Below are 23,445 nucleotides of genomic sequence, written 5' to 3'. Positions count from 1 at the left end.
GCCGGTGCCGGATTGCCGGTGGCGGCCCCGCGTCTGAAGGCCTACTACGAAAACACCGTGCGCGCGTCGCTGGCCAAGCAGTTCGGCTTCGACAACCCGCATCAGATCCCCACGCTCACGAAGATCGTGATCAACTGCGGCGTGGGCGAGGCGGTGAAGCAGCCCAAGCTGCTCGACGTGGTGGTGGAAGAGCTCGCGCTGATCTCCGGCCAGAAGCCGGTGCGCCGCAAGGCGAAGAAGTCGGTCGCGAACTTCGGTCTCCGGGAAGGTCAGGAGATCGGCGCGTCGGTGACGATGCGTGGCGCGAAGATGTGGGAGTTCCTCGATCGCTTCGTGACGGTGGCGTGCCCGCGTATCCGCGATTTCCGCGGACTCGGCACCAAGTCGTTCGACGGTCGTGGCAACTACACGCTCGGCATCAAGGAGCAGATGATCTTCCCCGAGATCAACTACGACATGGTCGAGCAGATCCACGGCATGGACATCACGTTCGTGACGACGGCATCCAAGGATGCGCACGCGTTTGCGCTGCTGCATCAGCTGGGTATGCCGTTCCGTGGCGACGACAAGCCGGTGACGCCCAAGGTGGCGCAGCCGAGCGCGGCCTGACCGGACACCAGGACTCAGAACGATGGCAAAGACGAGCAAGTTGGCCCGGAATGCGCAGCGCGCGGAGCTGGTGCAGCGCTATGCCCAGAAGCGCGCGGCGCTCAAGGCCACGATCAGCAATCCGAAGAGCACGCCGGAAGAAGTGCAGGCCGCGGTGAACGCGCTGCACAAGCTGCCGCGTGATTCGTCGAAGACCCGTGTGCGCAACCGCTGCAACATCAGCGGTCGTCCGCGGGCGTATCTCCGGCACTTCGGCCTGAGCCGCCTCGCGCTGCGCGAGATGGCCCTCAACGGCTTGATTCCGGGCGTCCGGAAGGCGAGCTGGTAACCATTCACTTCCTACAGGTCCGCCTGGCGCGGATACCATAGGAGACTTTCGAGAGCATGAGCCTCAACGACCCCATTGCCGACATGCTGACGCGCCTCCGCAACGCGTGTGCCTCCAAGCACCGCCGCGTCGACATGCCGGTATCGAAGATCAAGATCGAGATCGCGCGCATCCTGAAGGAGAACGCCTTCATCCAGGATTACCGCACGGTCGACCTCGAGGACGGCAAGTCCGTGCTGCGAGTGATTCTGAAGTACGCACACGGCGGCCAGTCGGTGATCCGTGAAGCGCGCCGCATCTCCACGCCCGGCCTGCGCAAGTACGTCGGCGTGACCGAGATCCCGCGGGTGCGCAACGGCCTCGGCATGGCCATCCTCAGCACGTCGAAGGGGATCATGTCGGATCGTGATGCGCGCTCCGCCAACACGGGCGGCGAACTGCTCGCCCTCGTCTGGTAAGGAGACCGCATTCATGTCACGTATCGGTAAGCGCCCGATCCCGGTTCCGGCCGGGGTGACCGTGGCGATCGACGGCAGCGCATTGACGGTGAAGGGGCCGAAGGGAGAACTCTCCCGCGTGCTGCCCGCCGACATGGTGCTGTCGCAGGAAGGGGCGGAGCTCCTGGTGAAGCGCCCGTCGGACGAGGAACGCCACAAGGCGCTCCATGGCCTGACGCGCACGCTCGTGGCCAACATGGTCGAAGGCGTCACCAAGGGCTTCACGCGCACGCTGGAAATCACGGGCGTCGGCTACAAGGCCGAGATCAAGCCCTACGGCGCGCTGCTGTCGCTCGGCTTCTCGCATCAGATCGAGTACAAGGCGCCGGAAGGCGTGAAGATCAGCGCGCCGAATCCCACCACGGTGGTGATCGAAGGCGCGAGCAAGGAACACGTGGGTCAGGTCGCCGCGGAGATTCGCAGTCTGCGCAAGCCCGAGCCGTACAAGGGCAAGGGCGTCAAGTACCAGGGCGAAGTCATCCGGCGCAAGGCCGGCAAGGCGGGAGGCAAGTAATGGCCAAGATCGCGATCCCGCGTACGAACGCGGAACGGCGCAAGCGCCGTCACCTGCGGGTGCGCAAGGCGGTATCGGGGACGGCGGAGCGTCCGCGTCTCGTCGTGTTCCGCTCGCTGAAGCATATCTATGCCCAGGTCGTGGACGACGTCGCGCAGCGCACGCTGCTGACAGTCGGCGACGAGGGGATGAGCGGCACGAAGTCGGAGCGCGCGCTCGCCGTCGGCAAGGCCGCGGCGGAGAAGGCGAAGGCGGCCGGCATCTCGAAGGTGGTCTTCGACCGCGCTGGTTACCAGTACCATGGCCGTGTGAAGGCCGTTGCCGAAGGCGCCCGAGAGGGCGGCCTGGAGTTCTGATCATGGCAGACGCACAGAATCAGGGTGGCGCTCCGGCGCCGCGTGGTGGTGGACGCGGTGGCCCGGGTGGCGGCCGTGGACGTGGTGGCCCGGGCGGCGGCCGTGGCCGTGGCCCCGGCGGACCCGGCGGCGGTCGTGGTCGTGGACCCGGCGGCGAAGGCGGTCAGGGTGGACGTGACGGCCGTGGCCGTGGTCCGGACCGTGGCGCGCAGCAGGAGCGCGAACAGAGCGATCTCGTCGAAAACGTGATCGCGATCAATCGCGTGGCGAAGGTCGTGAAGGGTGGCCGTCGCTTCTCCTTCAACGCGCTCGTGGCCGTCGGCGACGGACAGGGCAAGGTGGGCTTTGCCACCGGCAAGGCGAACGAAGTGTCGGAAGCGGTCCGCAAGGCCGTCGATGCGGCGCGGCGCAGCATGGTGGCGATCCCGCTCACCGGCTCGACGATCCCGCACGAGGTGGTGGGCAAGCATGGCGCCGGCAAGGTGCTCATGAAGCCTGCTGCGCCCGGTGCCGGTGTGATCGCCGGTGGCGCCGTGCGTGCCGTGCTCGAGTGCGCGGGCATCCACGACATTCTCACGAAGTCGCTGGGTTCGACCAATCCGCACAACATGGTTCGTGCGGCGATCGATGGTCTGACGCACCTCATCACCGTCGAACAGGCGGCGAAGGAGCGCGGGCTCGAACCGTCGCAGATCGGGTACAAGTCGCGTGCGAAGGCGCGCACCGAGATCCATGATCCCCGCAAGGCGGCCGTGGTCGGGGCCGCTCCGGCCGCAGCCGCAACGGCTGCAGAGGTGGCATAATGCCGCGGACATTCGTGTGGCATCCGTCCAAGGGCCCGGCCAAGGTGCCGAAGCTCGAGGCGCCCGGGAACGGGAAGCTCAAGATCACGCAGGTGCGCAGTGCCATCGGCCATTCGTGGCGGATGCGCGCGACGCTTGCGGCGCTCGGCCTGCGGCATCACCAGGCCAGCGTCGTGCAGCAGGATTCCGCCTCGCTGCGCGGTCAGCTCAAGAAGGTCCGTCACCTGGTCCAGGTGACGGCCGTGGAGGAGTAAGCACGTGGCGAACAATTCAGGCGCCGAAGGCGTCGAGAAGATCGGCCTGCACAATCTGGCGCCGGCGCCCGGCTCGCATCGCTCGCGTCGTCGTCTCGGTCGTGGTCCGGGTTCCGGCCTCGGCAAGACGTCCGGCAAGGGTCACAAGGGTTCCATGGCCCGCTCGGGTCATGGCGGCCCCGGTGGCGGCAAGCCGCACTTCGAAGGTGGTCAGATGCCGATCACGCGCCGTATCCCGAAGCGAGGGTTCACCAACCCGTTCCGTGAGGAGGCGCAGGTGGTGCGCCTCGACGCGCTGACGCAGGTGTCGGGAGACGAGGTGACGGTGGAGACGCTGGCGGCAGCGGGCCTCATCCGGGCGGGACAGGGCCCGGCGAAGCTGCTGGCGAACGGTGACGTGACGCGCGCGTTCACGGTGCGCGGCGTGAAGGTCAGCGCCGCGGCCAAGGCGAAGATCGAAGCGGCCGGTGGCCGCGTCGACGGCTGACGGAGACCACTCGGCGCATGGCAGAGCAAAACAACGCGGCGGCCCAGGCCGTCGCCAACATTTACCGGACGCCCGAGCTGTGGGCGAAGATCACCTTCACGTTCCTGTGTATGGTGATCTATCGCCTGGGCTCGCACATCACGGCGCCCGGGATCGATGTCCAGGCGCTGACGGACTACTTCACCCGCCAGCAGGGCGGTGGCCTGCTCGGCCTCTACGACATGTTCGTGGGTGGTGGTCTTTCGCGCGCCACGGTGTTTGCGCTCGGCATCATGCCCTACATCTCGGCGAGCATCTTCGTCCAGATCGCCGGCGCGGTGCTGCCGAACGTGGACAAGATGCAGAAGGATGAAGAAGGCCGGAAAAAGCTGACGCAGTACACCCGCTACCTCACGGTGGTGCTGGCGCTGGTGCAGGCTTACGGCTTCGCGCTGTTCACCGCGTCGCTGCCGGCGGCCGTGTCGCGTCCGGGTCCGTGGTTCACCATCCAGATGATGCTCTTCCTCACCACGGGCGCGATCTTCGTCATGTGGCTGGGCGAGCAGATCACGGAGCGGGGACTCGGCAACGGGGCGTCGCTGATCATCTTCTTCTCGATCGTCGAGCGCATGTGGCCGTCGATCATCCAGACGTTCAGCTTCGTGACGACGGGCGTCATCGCGCCGCTGTCGCTGGTGGTGCTGGGTGTGGTGATGGTTGCGGTGGTGGCCGGTACGGTGGCCATCACGGTGGCCGCGCGCCGCATCCTCATCCAGATCCCGCAGCGCACGATGGCCCGTGGCCGTCAGCGTGAAGCCGCGCGCAACTTCATCCCGCTCCGCATCAACACCGCGGGCGTGATGCCGATCATCTTTGCGCAGTCGGTGATCGTGATTCCAGGCGCGCTGGCGCAGTTCAGCGGCAACGCCAAGCTCCAGGAGATCGCGGAGTACTTCAATCCGCAGGGGCCGAATCCGTGGCTGTACTTCGTACTGTCCGCGATCCTCATTCTCCTGTTCACCTACTTCTACACCTCGATCATCTTCAATCCGGTCGATCTGGCCGAGAATCTGAAGAAGCAGGGCGGGTTCGTGCCGGGCATCAAGCCGGGCGCGAAGACGGCGGAATACATTGAGCATGTCGTGGAACGCATCACGCTGCCCGGTGCCATCTTCCTCACCGCCATCGCGCTGTTGCCGATCGTGATCGCCCGTATCGTGAACGTGCCGTTCGCGTTCGGCGGTACCTCGCTGCTGATCGTGGTCGGTGTGGCACTCGATACCATGGCGCAGATGCAGCAGCACCTGCTGCTCCGCAAGTACGACGGCTTCATGAAGAAGGGTCGCGTCCGCTTCCGCGGAAGCCAGGCGACCCAGGGCTTCTGAGGGTTCTGATGTGATCATCGTCCTGCTTGGACCGCCGGGCGCGGGCAAGGGGACGCAAGGCGAGCGGCTTGCCGCTCGCCTTGACGTTCCCAAGATCGCCACCGGCGATGTGCTGCGTGCGGCCGTGAAGGAAGGCACCCCGCTCGGTCTCGAAGCGAAGGCCGCGATGGACCGCGGCGATCTGGTTCCCGATGCCGTGATCATGGGCATCATGAAAGAGGCGCTCGCGGCACCCAGTGCGGCAAAAGGCGCCATCCTCGACGGGGTGGTGCGCACCACGCCGCAGGCCGCCGGACTGAGCGACATGCTCGCCGCGCTCGGCCGTCCGCTCGACGCGGTGCTGTTGTTCGAAGTGGACGAGGACGAACTCGTGCGGCGTCTCAGCGGTCGCACCACGTGCGACGTGTGTCAGCGTCCGTTCTTCGGCCGTCAGCCCGGCGAGAAGTGCGAAGCCGATGGCAAGATGGGCACCCTGGTCCGTCGCAAGGACGACGAGCCGGACGCCATCCGCAAGCGCATGGAAGTGTACCGGGAGCAGACGTCGCCGGTGATCGACTGGTACCGGACGCACGGTGCGAATCTCGTGCAGGTCGACGCGCTGGGCACGCTCGAAGACGTGGAAGCGCGCGTGCACTCGGCGCTCGGGATCGTCTGATGATCGGCAGCTCGGCACCTACCACGTTGCTCAAGTCGGCGCGTGAAATCGAGATCATGGCGCGGGGCGGCGAGATCCTGCACGCGACGCTCATGCATCTCAAGGGACATGTGCGGCCCGGGATCTCCACGGGTGAACTCGATCAGTTATGTGAAGCGTTCATCCGTTCGCACGCGGGCGCCGAACCGGCCTTCAAGGGGCTGTACGGCTTTCCCGGAAGCGCCTGCATCTCGATCAACGAGGAAATCGTGCATGGCATCCCGTCCCGCAAGCGTGTGCTGCGGGACGGCGATATCGTGACGCTCGATGTCGGCGTGAAGCTCGAGGGCATGTACACCGATGCGGCGATCACCGTCCCAGTGGGCGAGATCGACGCGGAGACGCAGCATCTGCTCGACGTCACGCGCCGCTCACTCGACGCCGGTATTGCCGCGGCGGTGGCCGACAATCATGTCGGCGACATCGGCGCGGCCGTGCAGGCCGTGGTCGAGGCTGAGGGCTTTGCGGTGGTTCGTGAACTCGTTGGGCACGGCGTGGGCTTCTCGCCGCACGAGGAGCTGCAGATCCCCAACTACGGCAAGCCGAAGCGCGGCAAGAAACTGAGCGTGGGCCTCACCATCGCCATCGAACCGATGGTGAACGTGGGCACGGCGAAGACCCGCACGCTGAGCGACAAATGGACCGTGGTGACCGCCGACGGCAAACGTTCGGCGCACTTCGAACACACGGTGGCGATCACCGAGAATGGACCGCGGATTCTGACGTAAACATCGTCATCCGATGTCAGGTTGGTCGAGTCGTGCGCGCCGGGGCAGTGAATTGCCCCGGCGTTTTTCCTGTGAGGCGATGAAACGCCTGTACGAATGCACTGGTGCTGGCATAACCGGCCGCGATCCCGGCACGGGTGACGGACTCCCCGTCGGCGAGGTGCGTCATGGCGTGCATGAGTCTCGCCCGCTGACGCCATGCGCCAAAGGGCAGACCGGTCTCCACGCGGAAGAGGCGCTCCAGAGTGCGGCCGCTGGCGCCGGCATATCGGGCGATGGTGTCCAGATCGGGAGGCTCTTCCGTGTGCTCACGAACGAGCGCCGCGGCCCGCAGGGCACGCGGATCGATCGGCATGGGGAGATCCACCGGAGTTCCATCGGCGTCCCGCAATTCGTCCAGCAATACGCCGAGCAGGCGTACGTCCTGCGGATGATCTGAGGCGAGCGTATCCCGCACGAGTACGCGGCGCAGGAGCTCACGCAGCAGTGGCGTCAGCGTGAGCACGCGGGGCGCCGTGCCCATGCCACGGGCGCGCGAACGGGCGATGAACACCAGGCGCAGCACACCGCGACCGGTCATGTGGACGTCGTGCGCCGTGCCCGGCGGGAGCCACAGGGCCCGGCGGGCGGGGACCAGCCAGAGTGCACGATCCACCACGACATCGATGGTGCCGCGGGACGCCCAGAGAAGCTGTCCCCAGTCGGAATGACGTTCCCGCCAGATGTAGTCTCCGTGGAACCCGATGGAGCTCGAGCGCACCATCGTGTCAGGCTGGCGGATTTTCGACATATTATGACAATCTTGCGCAAGCGTGCCATTTCGGAAAGCACTATGATCGGCGAAGGTTCTTTGTGTCCTCTGATCGGAGTCTCCATGGCTGCTGCGTCCAATCCATCATCCGCGCCGTCATCGCCGGTGCGTCACTTCGCCATCAACGCCGACGATCTGGGGCGGGCGAGGCGATTCTATGGGGAAGTGTTCGGCTGGCAATTCCATGCCTGGGGTCCGCCGGGGTTCTACATGATCGAGACGGGCTCGACCGCCGAGACGCCGGCCATCTTCGGTTCACTGCAGGGGCGTCGCACGCTGGTGCCGGGTGAGCGCATGACGGGGTTCGAATGCACGATTGCCGTGGCCGACATTCATGCTGCGCAGCGCGCGATCGAAGCGGCGGGTGGCACGATCCTCATGCCCATCGCGACGATTCCCACGGTGGGCCACCTGCTGTGGTTCCGTGACACGGAGGGCAATGTGGCCGGCGCCATGCAGCCCGATCCGCGGCCACTTCCCGACGATGTGTGAGGAGGCGCCCGCTACTCCAGGGGCATTCTCGCGGTCGACGATCTCCGGCTATCGTCGGACGTACTTCCCGATCCAGAAACGTTCCTGTTTGTCCGATGCGTTCAGCAGGGCCAGCAGCGTGTCTCCCCGGAACGCCACGACGGGGAGTGCCTCCGAGTACCCCTGCCACCGATCGCCTTCCCGCAACATGAAGACCTGTGGGTCGCCGTAGTTCCTCGTGCCGCGGACGAATGTGAATCCCACCTGGCCGCGTTCGCACATGATGCCCTGCACGGCATCGTATTTCTTGATCCAGCCGAAGAGCTTCGCGCGATCGACAGGCGCAGAAGGGTCGGGTAGCACAGGGGCACTGTAGCCGACGTAGGCCGCGGATTGACTCGCGATGGCACCATCGTCGAGTGCGACCCGCCAGACCGAGTCACTGATCGTGGTGGCGACGTACGCGTGTCCATCTCCGCAGGTGGTGGACCAGGCCTGATACACATTGTTCCAGCGTGGATCCAGCGGCTGATCCGGGGCTGGCTTGTTGGCTACCACGGGAATGCTCTTCAGCAGCTTGCCCTGGACATCATACAGGTAGAGTGACGATTTCTCGCCATCGGTCTGGATGGCCACGAGCATACCTCGGCTCGGGTCATGGCTGAAACTGGAGACGAACGTCAGGCCCTCCAGTTGCTGCGTACGGACCAGCGAATCATTGCGGAACACGTGCAACTTCCCCGTCCCCTCGCCGATGGCCAGCTCATTGCCGCTGAGCGCCATGATGAAACGGGGCTCGCGAAACTCTCCCGGTCCGTCACCGGACCGACCAATCAGTTTGAGCAGACGACCGTCGGGCGCGTGAATACGAACGGTGCGCTCCGAAGCATCGGCAAGAACGATCCGGCCTGCGTGATCGATAGCCAGGCCGGAAATCCGCACGATGGGGGACTGGTCTGTCGACTCCAGTTCCAGCGAGTCCGTCAGGAGAAAGGACTCCCGGAAGAGGGCCGGTGCAGTGGGTGCGCCCGGCCGTTTGGACTGTCCGCCGTCAGCTCCTCCGCAAGAGAGGAGCACGCACAACGAACTCACGACACACACAGCGGCATGACGATTCATGAATACTCCTCCCAAGAGCCCCAGGACGATGGATGGGAATGCTCACTTCCGCCTCACTACCCGATCGCCCGCTCCGTCGCCGCTTCCGCGGCCCTGGCGTGCGCACCGGCTTCCTCCACGCAACGCTTCGCCTCGGCCGCGAGTGCGGCGCCGCGCGCCGTGGCCGCCGCATCGCCGTCGTCGAGTGAGGCCACGTTGATGCGCACATTGAACACCGCACCCTTGCACGCGGCTTCCGCCAGCAACGCGCCCACGCAGGCGTCGCTGACCGCATTGCTGTTGCCACGCTCGGCCACCGCTGCACTCAACGCCGCCACCTTCACCGCTGCCCGTGCCGATTCCAACGGGACTTCGGCGGCATACAACAGGGCTTCACGGATCGCGGCCTGACGCGCGGCCAGGGCGGTCTCCGGTTCCTTCGGCATCTGATACGCGGCGCGCACACGTTCGTACGATTCCGCATCACGCACGACGAGCGTGTTGAGTTCACGGCGCAGCGCCGACGCGTCGAGCGCGGCCTGCTTCATCTCCTCTTCGGCCGCGGCGTACTTCTTCTTGCCCACCGTGAGGCCCGACACCATCTGCACCAGCGCCGCACTGAGCGCGCCCGCATGGGCCGCCACGCTGCCGCCACCCGGCGTGGGCTGCGCCGACGCCACGCTCGACATGAAGCCGTCCACCGATTCACCACCCGACACGGCGTCACGCACCTTCGTTTCCAGCAGCATGGACTTGGAGAAGCCCCGCAATTGCACGTGACGGGCGCCGGCTTCGAGCAGCACACGTTCGGGCACGAGTCCGACGATCTCGCTCCAGGTGGGACTCACGCCATGCGCCGCCGCTTCCGATTTCACGATCTCGAACACACGATGCAGCGGCGTCTTCTCGGTGTCCACGAGATTCATCGATACCTGCGCCTGGCCATCGACTTCCATGCCGAGTCCTTTCACGTAGCGCAGGCCGCCCGACGATCCACGAATGGCCTTGGCGACCTCCTTGGCCACGGGCAGGTTCTTCGCGTCGCCGAGGTACACGTTGTAGGCCACAAGGAACGGACGGGCGCCCACCGCCGTGGCGCCGGCCGTGGCGTGCAGTTCGGCCGGTCCGAAGTCGGGACGTCGCGCGGCATTGGTGCGCACCTCGTCACGCAGTCCCTCGAATTCGCCGCGACGCACATCGGCCAGATTTTCGCGGGCCGGCGTGGTGGCCGCGCGTTCGTAGAGATACACCGGGATGCCGAGTTCCTTCGCGGCACGCGCACCGAGTTCACGCGCCAGCGCAACACAGTCCTCCATGGTCGCGCCATCGAGCGGAATGAACGGCACCACATCGGTGGCGCCGATGCGCGGATGCTCTCCCTGATGTTTCGTCAGATCGATGCGATCGCGCGCGACCGTCATGGCGGCCAGCGCCGCCGGCACCGCCGCATCGAGCGACGCGACGAACGTGATGACCGTGCGATGATGCGACGGGTCGCTCGACACATCGAGCACATGCGCACCCGGCGTGGCGGCAATCGCATCACGGATGGCGGCGATGACGGCCGGGTCACGCCCTTCGGAGAAATTCGGAACGCACTCGACGAGAGACACGGGACGATGTCGGAGATGGAGAAAGTTGAGTTATACGCGTAAGCTATCGACGGGGCCTCGGCGCGGCGAGCGGTGCTACGAGGCGCCACCGCGCAGGATGTCGAGGAACCACTCGTGCAGCACGCCGTTGGACGCGACGATGGGACCGCCGATCAGTCGGGCGTCCCGGCCTTCGAGATCGGTCACGCGGCCTCCCGCCTCACGCACCAGCAGCACACCCGCCGCATGATCCCAGGCATTGAGCCAGAGCTCCCAGAAGCCATCGAAGCGGCCATGGGCCACGTCCGACAGATCGAGCGCCGCCGAACCGGCACGACGCAACCCCGACACCAACGGCATGAGACGGCGCATCATCCGCACGTAGTCATCGGCACTGGTGACGTCCTTGAACGGAAACCCCGTGCCGATGAGGGCACGCGATGGATCGGTGATGGTGGACACCCGCATGCGCGCACCATTGGCGAACGCGCCGTCTCCCGCCGTGGCGGTGCACACGGTCTCACGGTGCTCGCCTCCTCCACGCATGATGTCGTGCACCACGCCGGCCTGCGGCACGCCATCCAGCGCCACGCAGATACTCACCGCGTAGTTGGGAAAGCCGTGCAGGAAGTTGGTGGTGCCGTCGAGCGGGTCCACGATGGCGACCAGCCCCGATTCGGGATCGCCGTCGCTGCCCAGTTCTTCACCCACGACGCGGATGCCGGGAATGTGCGCGTGCAGGATCTCGCGGATGCGTTCCTCGGCGCCGATGTCGACATGGCTGACGAAGTCGGTGGGGCTCTTCGACTGCCAGGTGATGGTGTCGCGCGCGCGGGATTCCTGTCTGATGAACTCGGCGGCCACGGCCGCCGCGTGCACGGCGGCGTCACGCCACCGATGGCGATCGGGATGATTCACGGATGGTCCACGATGGTCCACGGATGCTTGGAAGTGGCACGGGTGGTGCGTTGCTGGAGCATGCAGGCGAAACTACGTTTGAAGGATGGCACGCATCTTCAGTGGCATCCAGCCTTCGGGCGAACTGCACATCGGCAATTATCTGGGCGCCGTCAAGAACTGGGTTCGTCTGCAGGACGAGCATCCCGGCGCGATCTACTGCGTGGTGGACTACCACGCCATCACGGGAACCTACGATCCGGCGGCCCTGCGTGCCCGGCGTTGGGGGATGGCGCGGTCCCTGCTGGCCGCGGGGATCGATCCGGCCAAGGCGTCGCTGTTCATGCAGAGCGACGTGCCGGCGCACACCGAGCTGTCGTGGTTGTTCACCACGTTGACGCCACTGGGTGACCTCGAGCGCCAGACGCAGTTCAAGGACAAGTCGTCGAAGATGGAAAGCATTCCCGCGGGCCTGCTCATGTATCCGGTGCTGCAGGCGGCGGACATTCTGCTCTATCGGGCCGACAGCGTTCCGGTGGGCGAGGATCAGGTGCAGCATCTCGAGCTGGCCCGCGACACCGCCCGCAAGTGGAATGCGAAGTTCGGACAGGAGTATTTCCCCGAACCCAAGCCGCTGCTCACGCCCACGCGTCGCATCATGGGGCTCGACGGGCAGGCCAAGATGTCGAAGTCGCTGGGCAACACCATCGCGCTGCACGAAACCGACGAGGAGATCTGGGCGAAGCTGCGTCCCGCCGTCACCGATCCGCAGCGGGTGCGCAAGACCGATCCGGGGCGTCCGGAGGTGTGCAACATCTTCCAGTTGCACAAGGCCTTCTCCGACGAGCCCACGCAGGTACATGTGGCCGAACAGTGCCGCACGGCCGGCTGGGGGTGCATGGACTGCAAGAAGGTGCTGCTCGAAGGCATCGTGCTCGAACTGACGCCCATCCGCCGCCGGTCGGCGGAACTCGATGCGGAACCGCAGAAGGTGCTCGACGCGCTGGCCTCGGGTGCGGCCACGGCATCGGCCATTGCCGCCGAGACCATGCGTGACGTGCGTGGATACATGGGACTCGACGGGCTCACGGGACCGCCGCCGGTGCCGTCGTCCGTGTCCTCGCCGGCCGCGGTCTGACGGGAGCCAACGCGAACATGACGGGAGCTGAGTCGGTGCGTCGATTGGTGGTGGACATGCAGAGCAGTGCCTTGCACATGCGTCTGCCGGAGTGGGCCGCCGAGGAGATCACGGCCCAGGCACCGCCGGGGTGGGAGGTCGTGCACATCGCCTCGATCTCCCGCAGTCTCGGCAACGGCACCAACGAACCCAGCCCCGAGGCGCTCGCGGCGATGCCCACCGCGGAGGCGTACTTCGGGTATGGCCTGACGCCCACGTTGCTGGCCGCGTCGCCACGACTGCGCTGGGCCCACAGTGCGTCGGCTGGCATCGGCGAATCGATCACACCCGAACTCGCGGCCAGCGGTGTGGTGTTCACCAACGGCGCCGGTGTGTACGCGGAGCCCATGGCGGACACGGTGCTGGGCGGCGTGCTGCATTTCGTGCGCGGTCTCGACTACGCGGTGCGGCAGCAGGCCGAGCGGGCCTGGAAGCGGGAACCGTTCGTGGAGAACGATGGTGGCATCCGCGAACTGTCGGAGTACCGTGTGCTGGTGATCGGTGCCGGTGGGATCGGCAGTGCCGTGGCGCAGCGTTTCCAGGCGCTGGGTTGTGAATGCACGGGGGTGCGCCGACGTCCTGAACGTGGGGTGCCCCCGGGATTCCGGCGCGTGGTGGGACCGGACGCGCTCGAAGAGGTGCTGCCGGATGCCGATGTGGTGGTGGTGGCCGCGCCGCTCACGGCGGGCACCCGGACGTTGCTGGACGGTGACCGGCTGGCGTTGCTCCCTGCCGGGGCAATCGTCGTGAACGTAGCGCGTGGACCTCTGGTCGCGGATGCGGCGCTGCTGGAAGGGCTCGACAGTGGACGGGTGCGCGGAGCGGTGCTGGACGTTTTCACCACCGAACCGCTGCCGGCCGACAGCCCCTGGTGGCGCCACCCCCGCGTTCTCGTGACGCCGCATGTCTCCGGGGTTTCTCCCCGGCGCACGTGGCAACGTGGGCTCGCGCTGTTCATGGACAATTGGCGGCGGTGGAGTGCCGGAGAGCCACTCCGCAACGTCGTGGACCTCGACGCCGGATACTGATCGCGGAGCCGACTTCGGCCACGCGGTGAACCGGGCCGGGCGTCCGTCAGCGATTCACCGAGTGCGTTCGCAGGATTCGCCCGTGGCAATTGAACGGATCATCAAAGCAGCAGTCGATCGTGGGGCCTCCGATGTGCACATCAAGGCCGGCGATGTCGTGCGCGCGCGCATCGACGGTCGCCTGGTGGTGCTCACCAAACAGGCCCTCACGGCTGAACAGACGCGGGCGATCGCGCTGCATCTGATGGTGTCCGACGCGGAACGCGCGAACATCGATTCCCTCCGAGACCACGACTGTTCGTGGGCGGCGGTCGGTGTGGGCCGCTTCCGCGTGAACATCATGCGGCAACGCTCGGCGCATTCCATCGTGATGCGCGTGATTCCGGAGCAGGTGCCCACGGTGTCGTCGTTGCGTCTGCCACCCGTGCTCACGCGCATTGCCCACACCGAGCGCGGCATGGTGCTCGTGACCGGCGTGACGGGCTCGGGCAAGTCGAGCACGATGGCGGCGCTCGTGAACGAGATCAACGCCTCGTACGAGAAGCACATCCTCACGCTCGAGAATCCGATCGAGTTCATTCACAACGATCTGCGCAGCTCGGTGACGCAGCGTGAAGTGGGGATCGACACCGATACGTTCCGGATGGGATTGCGCGCGGCCCTGCGCCAGGATCCCGACGTGATTCTGATCGGCGAGATGCGCGATGCGGAGACGATCGACACCGCCATGAAAGCGGCGGAAACGGGCCATCTGCTCATCTCCACGCTGCACACGCCCGATGCGCAGAGCACGATCCTCCGCATCGTGGCGATGTTCCCGCCCGAGGAGCAGCTCGTGGTGCGCACGCGTCTGGCCGAATCGCTGCACGCCGTGGTGTCGCAACGTCTCCTGCCGCGCAAGAACGGGCAGGGCCGCGTGGTGGCCGCGGAGGTGATGATCGTGACGAGCACCATCCGCGATCTGATCGCCGAGGGCAACATCGCCGAGATCCGCGACTACATGGCGGACGGTGCCCAGTACGGCATGCAGACGTTCGACCAGCATCTCGCCGAACTGGTGAACACCGGGGAGATCGACTTCGAAGTGGCGAAGGGTGCGGCGACGAATCCGGCCGATTTCGAACTCGGCTTCCGCATGGGGAAGAACGGCCAGGCGATGTCGGGCGGCGCGCTGCCGAAGACCGGCAATCATGCGGCGGTCATGCCGCCGGGCCATGGTACGATTCCCGGTGGGATGCCGGCGCAGGCTTCGCCCGGCATGGCGGCGCTCGGCGCCAATCCGCTGGGCACGGGAGCCACGCTGCCGCCGCTGGCGACGAGTCCCACCGGTCATGGCGTGGTGTCGAGTCCCAATCCCTTTGCCGGCGATGCGTCGGTGTTCGGGAGCGGGTTCGAGAGTCTGTTCGGGAGCTGAGACGGGGTTTTCGGGTTCAGAGTCTTGAGTTTGGAGGTGAACAGCCGGGTTGTGGGACGCGAGTCACGGGTCGCGGGACCCGTTGCCCGGCGGTTCCACCCCAAACCCACGCCCCCGAAACCCGGAACTAAGTTTCAGCATGCCCTCTTCACTCACCGTCGCCCGGCTGGGCGGTCTCATGGTGCCCGCCGTCTCGACCTTCACCGCGAGCGGCGCGCTCGACGGTGCCGGGTTTCAGCGCAATCTCGATGCCCACCTCGCCTTCGGGATGGATGGCATCCTGGTGGCGGGTTCGAGCGGAGAGTCCGCGCTGCTCGACGACGATGACCGTCGTCAGTTGCTGGCGCTGGCCCGGGAGCGCATACCCTCGGACCGATGGCTGCTGGCCGGCGTCGGCAGTGAGAGCACGCGACAGACCATTGCACGCGCGCACGATGCCCAACGGGCTGGTGCCGACGCGGTGCTGGTCATCTCGCCGCACTACTTCCTCAAGCGCATGACCGACGCCGCGCTGCTCGCGCATTTTCAGGCGGTGGCCGATGCGAGTCCGTTGCCGGTGATGTTGTACAACATGCCGGCGTATGCCCACCTGGTGCTCAGTCCCGCGCTCGTGCACGAGATGGCCCGGCATCCCAATGTCATCGGCATGAAAGACAGTGCCGGCAATCTGTCCGTGCTCGCGCAATACCTCGAAGCGCAGAGCGACACATTCCGGGTGTTGACCGGCAGCGGGAGCACGGTGGTGCCTGCGCTCGCGGCCGGTGCAGCGGGCGCGATTCTCGCCATCGGATTGTTTGCCGGTCCGACCGTGCGTCGCATGGTCGATCTCTTCCGCGCCGGCGATACCCAGGCGGCCGGCGAGTTGCAGGCGCGGCTGATGCCTCTCGCCACCGATATCGGCGGAGCGTTCGGCCCCGCCGGCATCAAGGCCGCCATGACACTGGTTGGACTCGACGGCGGACCGCCGCGCAGTCCGCTGCTCCCCGTGAATGGCGACGAACTGGCCATCGTCAGAGCCAGACTGGAGACGGCGGGATTGATCTGAGCGGGGGGCGTTTGGAGTTCTGGGTTTGGGGTTTGGAGGTGAACGACCGGGTAACGGGTCCCGGGACTCGTGTCCCGAAACCCGGCTGGTCCTCCCCAAACTCCAAACCCACCGCTCGCAACCGTGGGCCTATATGACGCGGGTGCCCCTCAATACACAAAAGGCACCGAAAAACCGTGCAGCACCGGCACGAGACGCGCAAAGTCCACGGTGATGTGCGCATCGAACCACACCCGCTGCAGATCGAGCGGAATGCCGCGGCGCGCGGCGTGGTCGCTCAACTCGGCCACGAACACCACTTCGGCAAGCGGGTTGGGTGCGCCGTCGTTCGTGCGACGATGATGGGCACCGATGGCGCGCGCCGAACGTTCGCCCATGCCCCAGGCCTCCAGCGCACTGGCACCCAACGGCTCGTGCAGAATGTCGAGCAGATCGTGCACACAACCCGCGGTGAGCTGCACATCGCGTCGTTTGCTGGCGCGCAGTACCGAGATACGGTCGAAGATCACGAGCTTGCCTACATCGTGCAGCAGCGCGATGGAGAAGGCTTCGTCGGGGTCGACACCGAAGAGCGGTGCCAGCGCGCGCGCGATGGGCGCCGTGCGCACCATGTGATTCCAGACGTCCGCCGCCATCTCGTTGAATTCACCGCCGGGGCGGCTGAGCGTTCCGTCGACCGCATTGGCGAAGATGAGGGCGCGCGCACCGCCGATGCCGATGCGATCCAGTGCGGGCTCGATGCTGATCACCGGTTCCTTGCCGGCGCCGAAAGCCGCGCTGTTGGCCGTACGAAGCACGCCCTGCACCAAGGCCGGATCCGATGCGAGCTTCTCGGCGAACTGACGTCGGGTGATGGACGGGTCGTCGCAGAGCGCGAGACTGGCCCGCGCCGCCGCGGGCAACTGGCGGATGATGGTATCCGAGCTGCCCGAGAGGAGATCGAGTACCGCCGCCGCATCCGGGGATCCGCACGCGTCCTGATGCGCGGCGTGACGTGCCGCGAGTTCCGCGATGAGCTGATCGACCGGCGTCGGGGGCGGCGCATCGGGCGCCACCGCCGGTGATGCGAGGTCGGCGGCATCGATGAACGGAATCGATGCGATGCCATCGGCATGGGCCGCGGATTCAGCGGTCCCGGACGCAGGCTGCGCCACATCTGCCATCGCAACGTCAACGGTGACACGCGCATGGGAATCAGCCGACGGGGCGTGTTCCTGCTTGACGAGACGACTCAACCAACCGAATGCCATCGCGATCCTCATCGATCGTGGAAGTGATGAAACCTGCAATCGCATGGCAGACGCGAGGACCTCGGCTTCCGTCACGTTTGTGTTCGTGAGCCGTACGAATGAATATCCCATGCGGTTATGGGGATTGGGGTCGTGAGTTTGGGGAGGACCAGCCGGGCTTCAGGACACGAGTCCCGTGTCGCGGGACGCAGTACCCGGCTGTTCCACCCCGAACCCCAAACCCACCACTCAAAACGCCACCCAAACACCCTCCAAACACCCCCGGTAAAACCCCCATGCCCCCTGCCGCGTAGTTTCTCTCATGCCCGCTCTGATCCTGCTGTTTCTGGCGCTCCTGCTGGGGCTGCTGCTCGTGCCGCTTGGGCTTCCCGGTCTGTGGCTGATGCTGGGGGCCGTGCTCGTCTACTGGGTGGCAGTCCCTGCCGGCAGCATCGGGTTGTTCACGTTTGCCGTCCTGGCGGCGATGGTGGTGGCGGCCGAGGTCCTCGAGTTCACCATATCCGGCCGGTATGCGCGGAAATACGGCGGATCGCGCCGCGCCGGCTGGGGCGCGATCCTCGGCGGTATCGTGGGGGCGGTGATCGGTGTGCCGCTGCCCGTCATCGGTTCGATGCTGGGAGCGTTTGCCGGCGCCTTTGCGGGGGCGTTCGTGGCGGAGCTCACGGTGGCGCGTGACGAGCGCGGCGCGCCCGTGCGGGTGGCCACGGGGGCCCTGATCGGGCGCGTGGTGGCCGCCGCCACCAAAGTGGCCTTCGGCGTGGCGATGATCGTCTGGGTGCTCGGGGCGGCGCTGGTGGGGCGTCTCTCGGGCACTGGCTGAGCGCCCGACGGGGCGTTTTTCCATCGCGCGCCGATTGCTTCGGCGCTCTCCCGGGCTAGATTTCATCAACGCCTCGCGGGCTGTCCGCGGGGCGTTTTTTTGTGTGCGGCTGCCAGGCCGCCGGAGACCGCTCGCATGTTCGATTCGACGACCCGCACCGTCGTGGTGGTGGGAGCCCAGTGGGGTGATGAGGGGAAGGGGAAGCTGGTGGACGTGCTGGCCGAGCGCGCGGATTGGGTGGTGCGCTACCAGGGCGGCGCCAATGCCGGCCATACGGTCCATATCGGGGACAAGTCCTTCGTTCTCCACCAGATCCCGAGTGGCATCCTGCACCCGGGCGTACGCTGCGCGATCGGCAATGGCGTGGTGATGGACCCTGAAACGCTGTTCACGGAAGTCGACGAGCTGGTCGCCGATGGCGTGGATGTGGAAGGCCGTCTGTACGTGAGCGAGCGTGCCCATCTGGTCATGCCGTACCACAAGCTCGTGGACAAGGCGAGCGCGGCGAGCAAGGCCATCGGCACGACCGGTCGTGGCATTGGCCCCGCGTACGAAGACAAGGTGGCGCGCCGTGGTGTGCGCGTACTCGATCTCCGCAACGGTGAACGTCTGCGCGAGCTGGTGACGGCCGGTGTGGAACGCGCCAATGCGCAGCTCGAGCGTTCGGGGTCCGAGGTGCGGGCGTCGGTGGACGATACCATGGCCACGCTCGAAGCTCTCGCGCCCCGCCTCCTGGGACTCGCAGAGGACGTGGGACTCTGCGTGCATCGCGCCATCCGCAACGGCGCGGCGATCCTGCTGGAAGGCGCGCAGGGTTCGTTGCTGGACGTGGATCACGGCACGTATCCCTTCGTGACGTCCAGCAATACCACGGTCGGTGGCGCGGCTACCGGGGTGGGCATTTCTCCCATGGCGCTCCAGTCGGCGCTCGGCGTGGTGAAGGCGTACACGACGCGTGTGGGCAACGGCCCACTTCCCACGGAACTCGAAGAACCGCTGCAGAGTCATGTCCGTCAGCTCGGTCATGAATTCGGCGCCACGACAGGACGTCCACGGCGCTGCGGCTGGTTCGATGGTGTCGTCGTGCGCTACGCCGCGCGGGTGAATGGCCTGACCGGTCTGGCGATCACCAAGCTCGATGTGCTGGATACGCTCGACCAGCTGGCGGTCTGCACGGGTTACAAGGTGGGAGACGACATCTACACCGAGTTCCCGGCGGATCTCTCGCTGCTCGAGAAGGCCGAGCCGGTGTACGAGTGGTTCCCGGGGTGGAAGCAGTCCACGCAGGACGCCCGCTCGCTGGCCGATCTGCCGTCCGAGGCGCGCGTGTATCTCGACCGGCTCGAGTCGTTGTGCGAGACGCCCATTGCGTTTGTGAGCGTGGGCACGCGTCGCGATCAGATCATCGGCGTGCACGCGGCGGTGGCCTGAGTTGGAGGCCGCCCCGGAGGTCGTCGATCTGGCCATCGTCGGGGCCGGCCCCTGCGGGCTGGCGGTGGCCATCGCGGCCCGGCGTGCGGGGCTGCGCGCGGTGGTCTTCGACCGCGGCTGCATCGTCAACGGGTTGTCGAGTTACCCCACGTACATGACGTTCTTCTCCACCGCCGAACGGCTGTCCATCGGCGGGGTGCCGTTCATCGTGGCCACGGAGAAGCCCACGCGCCGGGATGCGTTGGCGTACTACCGCGGGGTGGCCGACGTGTACGACCTGGACGTATGGCAGTTCGAAACCGTGGAGTCACTCCGTCCGGTGCGGGTCGATCCGCGGCCAGGTACCCCTTCGACGCAGGCGGAGCCCGAGCGGCCCGCCCGCTGGCTGGTCCGGTCGGTCACCCGCGTCGGAGCCGTGCACGAGACGGCCGCGCATGCCGTGGCGATCGCCACCGGTTACTTCGGGCGTCCCAATCGTCTGGGAGTGCCCGGCGAGTCGCTGCCGCATGTGCGTCATGGATACGTGGAAGGCCATGCGGCGTGGCGTGAGCCCGTGGTGGTGGTCGGCGGCGCCAATTCGGCGGTGGACGCCGCGCTCGACATGTACCGGGCGGGGGCCCATGTCACGCTGGTGCACACGGGGGAGGCGCTGGGCAGCAACGTGAAGCCCTGGGTGCGTCCCGACATCGAGGCCCGCATTCGCGAGGGGGCCATCGCGGCGCGGTTCTCCTCGCGGGTCGTGGCCATCGAGCCCGACGCGGTCGTGGTGGAGAGCCCCGAAGGCACGGCCCGGATCCCGGCCACGCAGGTGTACACCATGACCGGCTTCCTGCCCGAGACCGGCCTGCTGGAACAGACCGGTGTGCCGATCGATCCCGCGACGGGGATCCCGGCGCACGATCCACTGACGATGGCGACGCCCCTTGCGGGTGTCTACCTTGCGGGAGTGATCGCCTCGGGCAACGAAGCGAACCGCATTTTCATCGAGAACGGGCGCGATCACGGCGACGCGATCGTGGCCCACCTGCTGCGCTGATCGTTGTTGCGCCGACCGCTCACGTACCTCCACCCCAGACCGTTTCGCCAATGTCCGGCTACCCCGATGTGATGGACAAGCTCGTGTCGCTCTCCAAACGACGTGGCTTCATCTTCCAGTCGTCCGAGATCTACGGCGGGACGGGGTCGGTGTGGGATTACGGTCCATTGGGCGTGGAGCTCAAGAAGAACATCAAGGATCGCTGGTGGAATGCGATGGTGCGCGCGCGCGACGACATCGAGGGACTCGATGCCGCGATCCTCATGCATCCGCGCACCTGGGAAGCGTCGGGACACGTGGCCGGATTCACCGATCCGCTGGTGGACTGCAAGCAGTGCAAGGCCCGCTTCCGCGCCGACAAGATGGACCCGAAGAAACTCGAGGCGAACGTGTGCCCCAATTGCGGCAGCAAGGGCACGCTCACCGAGCCGCGGCAGTTCAATCTGATGTTCAAGACGTTCATGGGCGCGATGGAGGACACGGCGAGTGTCGTGTATCTGCGTCCGGAAACGGCGCAGGGCATCTTCGTGAACTTCCTCAACGTGCAGCAGAGCGCCCGGCAGAAGATCCCGTTCGGCATCGCGCAGATCGGCAAGGCGTTCCGCAACGAGATCACGCCGGGCAACTTCATCTTCCGCACGCGTGAGTTCGAGCAGATGGAGATGCAGTTCTTCGTCGAGCCGGGCACGGACATGGAGTGGTTCGAGACGTGGAAGGCGCTGCGCATGCAGTGGCACTTCGATCTCGGCCTGTCGCCGGACCGCCTGGCGTTCCATCAGCACGACGCGACCGAACTGGCGCACTATGCGCGCGCGGCATTCGACGTGACGTTCGATTTTGGCGGCACGCTCGGACATCAGGAAATCGAAGGCATCCACAACCGCTCCGATTTCGATCTCACGCAGCACCAGCAGTACTCGGGGAAGAAGCTCGAGTACTTCGATCAGCCCAACAACCGCCGGTACGTGCCGTACGTGATCGAGACGTCGGTGGGCGCCGATCGGGTGACGCTGGCGGCGATGGTGAACGCGTATCGCGAAGAGCAGGTGGAAGGCGAGGAGGAAGGCCGCGTGGTGATGGGCTTCAAGCCGTCCATTGCCCCCATCAAGGCCGCCGTGTTCCCGCTCACCAAAAAGGACGGGCAGCCCGACATGGCGCATCGCATTCTCGACGATCTGCGCAACGCCTTCACCGTGGACTACGACGAAACGGGATCCATCGGCAAGCGCTATCGCCGTCAGGACGAAGTGGGCACGCCGTTCTGCATCACCGTGGACGGTCAGAGCACGGCCGATCAGACCGTGACGGTGCGCGATCGTGATTCGCTGGCGCAGGACCGTGTCGACGTCTCGCAGCTCAAGGGATATCTGGCCGCGAAGCTGGTGGGCTGAGCGCACGCTCCGCTTTCCCCTGTCATTTCGCCGTCATTCCGTGGCATGACCGACGGACGCGAACTGCTGGCCGTGCGCGAGATCGCGCACGCCTTTCTGGTGGCTGATCATCCGAGTGACGTGCAGCAGTTTGCCCTGTCGCGCGTCACCCCGTTGCTGGGGGCTTCGTTCTCGATGGTCATGCAGCTCGGCGCCGATGGCGAACTGCTGCGGCCCGTGGCGCAGCACGAATGGCCCGCGGCGCACCGGGCCTGGATCGGGGCATTGCGAGTGCGCGTGGGGGATGGTCCGTCGGGGCTGGCGGTGGCCGAGCGTCGGCTGGTGGAGGTGGAAGACCTCTTCGCCGATGCGGCGCTGGGTGGCTGGCACGAGGTGGCGCACGAACTCGGATTCCGCTCCATCATCGCCGCACCGTTGGAGACACCGGACGGCCCCATCGGAGCGGTGGCGTTCTACTTTGCCGATGCCACGAGCATCAGCGATGAACAACGGGCGCTCGTGCGGCTCGTGGCCGATCAGCTCGCGGCGGCGACCGACAAGGCACGGCGCGTGGATGCATTCCGGCGCGCCAACGCGGCGCTGGCCGAGGCCAACGCGGAACTCGAAGCCCAGGCGGTGGCCTGGAGCGCGGCGGATTTTCAGCGTCGCCAGATCGAACGCATCGTCGTGGATGCCTTGCTGAATCTCACGGTCTCCACCGAGGAGCCCGTGGAGGCACATGCCACACAGCGTCTGGCATCGGTGCGATCGCTGGCGCTCGTGGCACGGGAGTTCACGGCCGTGACCGATCCGGCGATGGTCGCGGGCGCGTCCGATCTGCAGGACGTCGATCTCCGTGAGGCCATGCAGATGGCGGTCGCGCACTGGCGGCGTATCACGCCGCTCATTGCCGTACGCGTGACCGAACCCACGGTGCTGTTGCCCACGCTGCGCACGCGGACCGGAGCGGTCCAGCGTGTGCTGGAGCTGGTGCTGGGCATCGGCCTGCTCGGCGCCGCGGTCGAGCAGGGCGAGGTACGGGTGGCGATCGGATCGGGACCGGGCACACTGTCCCTCGTGGTGGAGTGGGACGGACGTCGGATCCTGCCCGGACAGGACCAACCTCCGCAGGGCCCTTCGCGTATACTTCAATTGTGTGGTGAGGCGTTCTCCTGGGAGACGCACGATCCGTACTCTGCCGTGCGCCAGTCGGTCACCGCCGCCGACCTCCCGTTGGTGCAGGCATTGGTGTCGCAGCTTGGCGGTGATCTCCGTCTCGATGATGGGCGCGACGCTCCCGCCGGCGCGCAGTCGATCACGGTGGTGTTCCCGGTGCTCTCCGATCCGTCCTGACGATCGCGGGACCCACGC

General features: G+C 66.4%; 26 protein-coding genes. 21 read left to right on the top strand and 5 right to left on the bottom strand.

The genetic code is table 11. From position 1 onward, the window contains the following. Positions 1 to 12: 12 nt before the first annotated feature. Genes rplE through map form a run of 11 tightly spaced genes read left to right on the top strand, consistent with a single transcriptional unit; the run spans position 13 to position 6,634 of the window. Positions 13 to 609 carry a 50S ribosomal protein L5 gene (gene rplE, locus WG208_RS12115; RefSeq protein WP_345786998.1) on the top strand — a complete coding sequence of 199 codons (597 nt, stop codon included), beginning with the start codon at positions 13 to 15 and terminating at the stop codon, positions 607 to 609. A 22-nt stretch (positions 610 to 631) separates the two neighbouring features. Further along, positions 632 to 937 carry a 30S ribosomal protein S14 gene (rpsN, locus tag WG208_RS12110; RefSeq protein WP_337171622.1) on the top strand — a complete coding sequence of 102 codons (306 nt, stop codon included), beginning with the start codon at positions 632 to 634 and terminating at the stop codon, positions 935 to 937. A gap of 56 nt (positions 938 to 993) precedes the next feature. Then, on the top strand, positions 994 to 1,395 hold the full coding sequence (gene rpsH, locus WG208_RS12105; RefSeq protein ID WP_337171621.1) for a 30S ribosomal protein S8: 402 nt from the start codon (positions 994 to 996) through the stop codon (positions 1,393 to 1,395). Positions 1,396 to 1,408: 13 nt separating this feature from the next. Next, positions 1,409 to 1,948 (top strand): 50S ribosomal protein L6, encoded by a 540-nt coding sequence (gene rplF / locus WG208_RS12100; RefSeq protein WP_337171620.1) that lies wholly within the window; start codon positions 1,409 to 1,411, stop codon positions 1,946 to 1,948. Continuing rightward, positions 1,948 to 2,304 (top strand): 50S ribosomal protein L18, encoded by a 357-nt coding sequence (gene rplR, locus WG208_RS12095; RefSeq protein WP_337171619.1) that lies wholly within the window; start codon positions 1,948 to 1,950, stop codon positions 2,302 to 2,304. Before rplF ends, rplR begins: the two co-directional genes overlap by 1 nt. Positions 2,305 to 2,306: 2 nt before the next feature. After that, the gene (gene rpsE, locus WG208_RS18795) at positions 2,307 to 3,107 is read left to right on the top strand and encodes a 30S ribosomal protein S5 (protein ID WP_345786993.1); all 801 of its coding nucleotides are present in this window, start codon (positions 2,307 to 2,309) and stop codon (positions 3,105 to 3,107) included. 44 nt (positions 3,108 to 3,151) lie between these two features. Then, positions 3,152 to 3,361, top strand: coding sequence for a 50S ribosomal protein L30 (gene rpmD / locus WG208_RS12085; RefSeq protein WP_337171647.1), 210 nt, complete (start codon positions 3,152 to 3,154; stop codon positions 3,359 to 3,361). Between the two features lie 40 nt (positions 3,362 to 3,401). After that, positions 3,402 to 3,848, top strand: coding sequence for a 50S ribosomal protein L15 (gene rplO / locus WG208_RS12080; RefSeq protein WP_337171646.1), 447 nt, complete (start codon positions 3,402 to 3,404; stop codon positions 3,846 to 3,848). Between the two features lie 17 nt (positions 3,849 to 3,865). Beyond that, a complete protein-coding gene (secY, locus tag WG208_RS12075) occupies positions 3,866 to 5,212 on the top strand; it encodes a preprotein translocase subunit SecY (protein WP_337171618.1) in 1,347 nt (448 codons plus the stop codon). 10 nt (positions 5,213 to 5,222) lie between these two features. Beyond that, on the top strand, positions 5,223 to 5,867 hold the full coding sequence (locus WG208_RS12070) for an adenylate kinase (protein WP_337171617.1): 645 nt from the start codon (positions 5,223 to 5,225) through the stop codon (positions 5,865 to 5,867). Then, the gene (gene map, locus WG208_RS12065; protein ID WP_337171616.1) at positions 5,867 to 6,634 is read left to right on the top strand and encodes a type I methionyl aminopeptidase; all 768 of its coding nucleotides are present in this window, start codon (positions 5,867 to 5,869) and stop codon (positions 6,632 to 6,634) included. The genes WG208_RS12070 and map overlap by 1 nt, the downstream gene beginning before the upstream one ends. A 16-nt stretch (positions 6,635 to 6,650) precedes the next feature. Here map and WG208_RS12060 read toward each other — a convergent pair whose 3' ends face one another. After that, complete coding sequence (locus tag WG208_RS12060) at positions 6,651 to 7,424, bottom strand: helix-turn-helix transcriptional regulator (protein WP_337171615.1); 774 nt, start codon at positions 7,422 to 7,424, stop codon at positions 6,651 to 6,653. An 84-nt stretch (positions 7,425 to 7,508) separates the two neighbouring features. Here WG208_RS12060 and WG208_RS12055 point away from each other — a divergent pair, with 84 nt between their 5' ends. Then, a complete protein-coding gene (locus WG208_RS12055; protein ID WP_337171614.1) occupies positions 7,509 to 7,937 on the top strand; it encodes a VOC family protein in 429 nt (142 codons plus the stop codon). 48 nt (positions 7,938 to 7,985) lie between these two features. On the opposite strand, the gene WG208_RS12050 is transcribed toward WG208_RS12055, so the two are convergent. The 3 genes from WG208_RS12050 to WG208_RS12040 all read right to left on the bottom strand — a co-directional run bounded on the left by WG208_RS12050 (position 7,986) and on the right by WG208_RS12040 (position 11,524). Then, a complete protein-coding gene (locus tag WG208_RS12050; RefSeq protein ID WP_337171613.1) occupies positions 7,986 to 9,035 on the bottom strand; it encodes a 6-bladed beta-propeller in 1,050 nt (349 codons plus the stop codon). 56 nt (positions 9,036 to 9,091) lie between these two features. Next, complete coding sequence (gene ftcD, locus WG208_RS12045; RefSeq protein WP_337171612.1) at positions 9,092 to 10,627, bottom strand: glutamate formimidoyltransferase; 1,536 nt, start codon at positions 10,625 to 10,627, stop codon at positions 9,092 to 9,094. 75 nt (positions 10,628 to 10,702) lie between these two features. Continuing rightward, positions 10,703 to 11,524: an inositol monophosphatase family protein gene (locus WG208_RS12040; RefSeq protein WP_337171611.1), complete on the bottom strand. Its 822-nt coding sequence runs from the start codon at positions 11,522 to 11,524 to the stop codon at positions 10,703 to 10,705. Between the two features lie 85 nt (positions 11,525 to 11,609). Here WG208_RS12040 and trpS point away from each other — a divergent pair, with 85 nt between their 5' ends. The 4 genes from trpS (at position 11,610) to WG208_RS12020 (ending at position 16,167) form a co-directional block, all read left to right on the top strand. Further along, on the top strand, positions 11,610 to 12,641 hold the full coding sequence (gene trpS / locus WG208_RS12035; RefSeq protein ID WP_337171610.1) for a tryptophan--tRNA ligase: 1,032 nt from the start codon (positions 11,610 to 11,612) through the stop codon (positions 12,639 to 12,641). 17 nt (positions 12,642 to 12,658) lie between these two features. After that, a complete protein-coding gene (locus WG208_RS12030) occupies positions 12,659 to 13,708 on the top strand; it encodes a D-2-hydroxyacid dehydrogenase (protein WP_337171609.1) in 1,050 nt (349 codons plus the stop codon). 82 nt (positions 13,709 to 13,790) lie between these two features. Then, the gene (locus tag WG208_RS12025) at positions 13,791 to 15,122 is read left to right on the top strand and encodes a PilT/PilU family type 4a pilus ATPase (protein ID WP_337171608.1); all 1,332 of its coding nucleotides are present in this window, start codon (positions 13,791 to 13,793) and stop codon (positions 15,120 to 15,122) included. 139 nt (positions 15,123 to 15,261) lie between these two features. Further along, complete coding sequence (locus tag WG208_RS12020; RefSeq protein WP_337171607.1) at positions 15,262 to 16,167, top strand: dihydrodipicolinate synthase family protein; 906 nt, start codon at positions 15,262 to 15,264, stop codon at positions 16,165 to 16,167. A 149-nt stretch (positions 16,168 to 16,316) separates the two neighbouring features. Here the strand turns inward: WG208_RS12020 and WG208_RS12015 are convergent, their stop codons facing one another. Further along, the gene (locus WG208_RS12015) at positions 16,317 to 17,429 is read right to left on the bottom strand and encodes an HDOD domain-containing protein (RefSeq protein WP_337171606.1); all 1,113 of its coding nucleotides are present in this window, start codon (positions 17,427 to 17,429) and stop codon (positions 16,317 to 16,319) included. Positions 17,430 to 17,718: 289 nt separating this feature from the next. Between WG208_RS12015 and WG208_RS12010 the strand changes: the two genes are divergently transcribed. From WG208_RS12010 to WG208_RS11990, 5 genes are all read left to right on the top strand, one after another. Further along, positions 17,719 to 18,237: a DUF456 domain-containing protein gene (locus WG208_RS12010; RefSeq protein ID WP_337171605.1), complete on the top strand. Its 519-nt coding sequence runs from the start codon at positions 17,719 to 17,721 to the stop codon at positions 18,235 to 18,237. A gap of 135 nt (positions 18,238 to 18,372) precedes the next feature. After that, positions 18,373 to 19,668 (top strand): adenylosuccinate synthase, encoded by a 1,296-nt coding sequence (locus WG208_RS12005; RefSeq protein ID WP_337171604.1) that lies wholly within the window; start codon positions 18,373 to 18,375, stop codon positions 19,666 to 19,668. A gap of 1 nt (position 19,669) precedes the next feature. After that, positions 19,670 to 20,704 (top strand): YpdA family putative bacillithiol disulfide reductase, encoded by a 1,035-nt coding sequence (locus tag WG208_RS12000; protein WP_337171603.1) that lies wholly within the window; start codon positions 19,670 to 19,672, stop codon positions 20,702 to 20,704. Positions 20,705 to 20,754: 50 nt separating this feature from the next. Continuing rightward, positions 20,755 to 22,095, top strand: a complete 1,341-nt coding sequence (locus tag WG208_RS11995; protein WP_337171602.1) for a glycine--tRNA ligase — start codon at positions 20,755 to 20,757, stop codon at positions 22,093 to 22,095. Between the two features lie 45 nt (positions 22,096 to 22,140). After that, positions 22,141 to 23,427 carry a GAF domain-containing protein gene (locus WG208_RS11990; protein WP_337171601.1) on the top strand — a complete coding sequence of 429 codons (1,287 nt, stop codon included), beginning with the start codon at positions 22,141 to 22,143 and terminating at the stop codon, positions 23,425 to 23,427. Positions 23,428 to 23,445 lie beyond the last annotated feature (18 nt).

It is taken from the genome of Gemmatimonas aurantiaca (genome assembly GCF_037190085.1).
Taxonomy (GTDB): Bacteria; Gemmatimonadota; Gemmatimonadetes; order Gemmatimonadales; family Gemmatimonadaceae; genus Gemmatimonas; species Gemmatimonas aurantiaca_A.
The sequence above is the reverse complement of the archived record's forward strand: the minus strand, read 5'-3'. Positions and strand labels throughout refer to the sequence as shown.

What these genes read in the sequence shown, in the direction of transcription:
- rpsN (WP_337171622.1), top strand. Translation starts at nt 632, where the DNA reads ATGGCAAAGACGAGCAAGTTGGCCCGGAATGCGCAGCGCGCGGAGCTG.
- rpsH (WP_337171621.1), top strand. Translation starts at nt 994, where the DNA reads ATGAGCCTCAACGACCCCATTGCCGACATGCTGACGCGCCTCCGCAAC.
- rplF (WP_337171620.1), top strand. Translation starts at nt 1,409, where the DNA reads ATGTCACGTATCGGTAAGCGCCCGATCCCGGTTCCGGCCGGGGTGACC.
- rplR (WP_337171619.1), top strand. Translation starts at nt 1,948, where the DNA reads ATGGCCAAGATCGCGATCCCGCGTACGAACGCGGAACGGCGCAAGCGC.
- rpsE (WP_345786993.1), top strand. Translation starts at nt 2,307, where the DNA reads ATGGCAGACGCACAGAATCAGGGTGGCGCTCCGGCGCCGCGTGGTGGT.
- secY (WP_337171618.1), top strand. Translation starts at nt 3,866, where the DNA reads ATGGCAGAGCAAAACAACGCGGCGGCCCAGGCCGTCGCCAACATTTAC.
- map (WP_337171616.1), top strand. Translation starts at nt 5,867, where the DNA reads ATGATCGGCAGCTCGGCACCTACCACGTTGCTCAAGTCGGCGCGTGAA.
- WG208_RS12060 (WP_337171615.1), bottom strand. Translation starts at nt 7,424, where the DNA reads ATGTCGAAAATCCGCCAGCCTGACACGATGGTGCGCTCGAGCTCCATC.
- WG208_RS12055 (WP_337171614.1), top strand. Translation starts at nt 7,509, where the DNA reads ATGGCTGCTGCGTCCAATCCATCATCCGCGCCGTCATCGCCGGTGCGT.
- WG208_RS12050 (WP_337171613.1), bottom strand. Translation starts at nt 9,035, where the DNA reads ATGAATCGTCATGCCGCTGTGTGTGTCGTGAGTTCGTTGTGCGTGCTC.
- trpS (WP_337171610.1), top strand. Translation starts at nt 11,610, where the DNA reads ATGGCACGCATCTTCAGTGGCATCCAGCCTTCGGGCGAACTGCACATC.
- WG208_RS12030 (WP_337171609.1), top strand. Translation starts at nt 12,659, where the DNA reads ATGACGGGAGCTGAGTCGGTGCGTCGATTGGTGGTGGACATGCAGAGC.
- WG208_RS12020 (WP_337171607.1), top strand. Translation starts at nt 15,262, where the DNA reads ATGCCCTCTTCACTCACCGTCGCCCGGCTGGGCGGTCTCATGGTGCCC.
- WG208_RS12015 (WP_337171606.1), bottom strand. Translation starts at nt 17,429, where the DNA reads ATGAGGATCGCGATGGCATTCGGTTGGTTGAGTCGTCTCGTCAAGCAG.
- WG208_RS12010 (WP_337171605.1), top strand. Translation starts at nt 17,719, where the DNA reads ATGCCCGCTCTGATCCTGCTGTTTCTGGCGCTCCTGCTGGGGCTGCTG.
- WG208_RS12005 (WP_337171604.1), top strand. Translation starts at nt 18,373, where the DNA reads ATGTTCGATTCGACGACCCGCACCGTCGTGGTGGTGGGAGCCCAGTGG.
- WG208_RS11995 (WP_337171602.1), top strand. Translation starts at nt 20,755, where the DNA reads ATGTCCGGCTACCCCGATGTGATGGACAAGCTCGTGTCGCTCTCCAAA.
- WG208_RS11990 (WP_337171601.1), top strand. Translation starts at nt 22,141, where the DNA reads ATGACCGACGGACGCGAACTGCTGGCCGTGCGCGAGATCGCGCACGCC.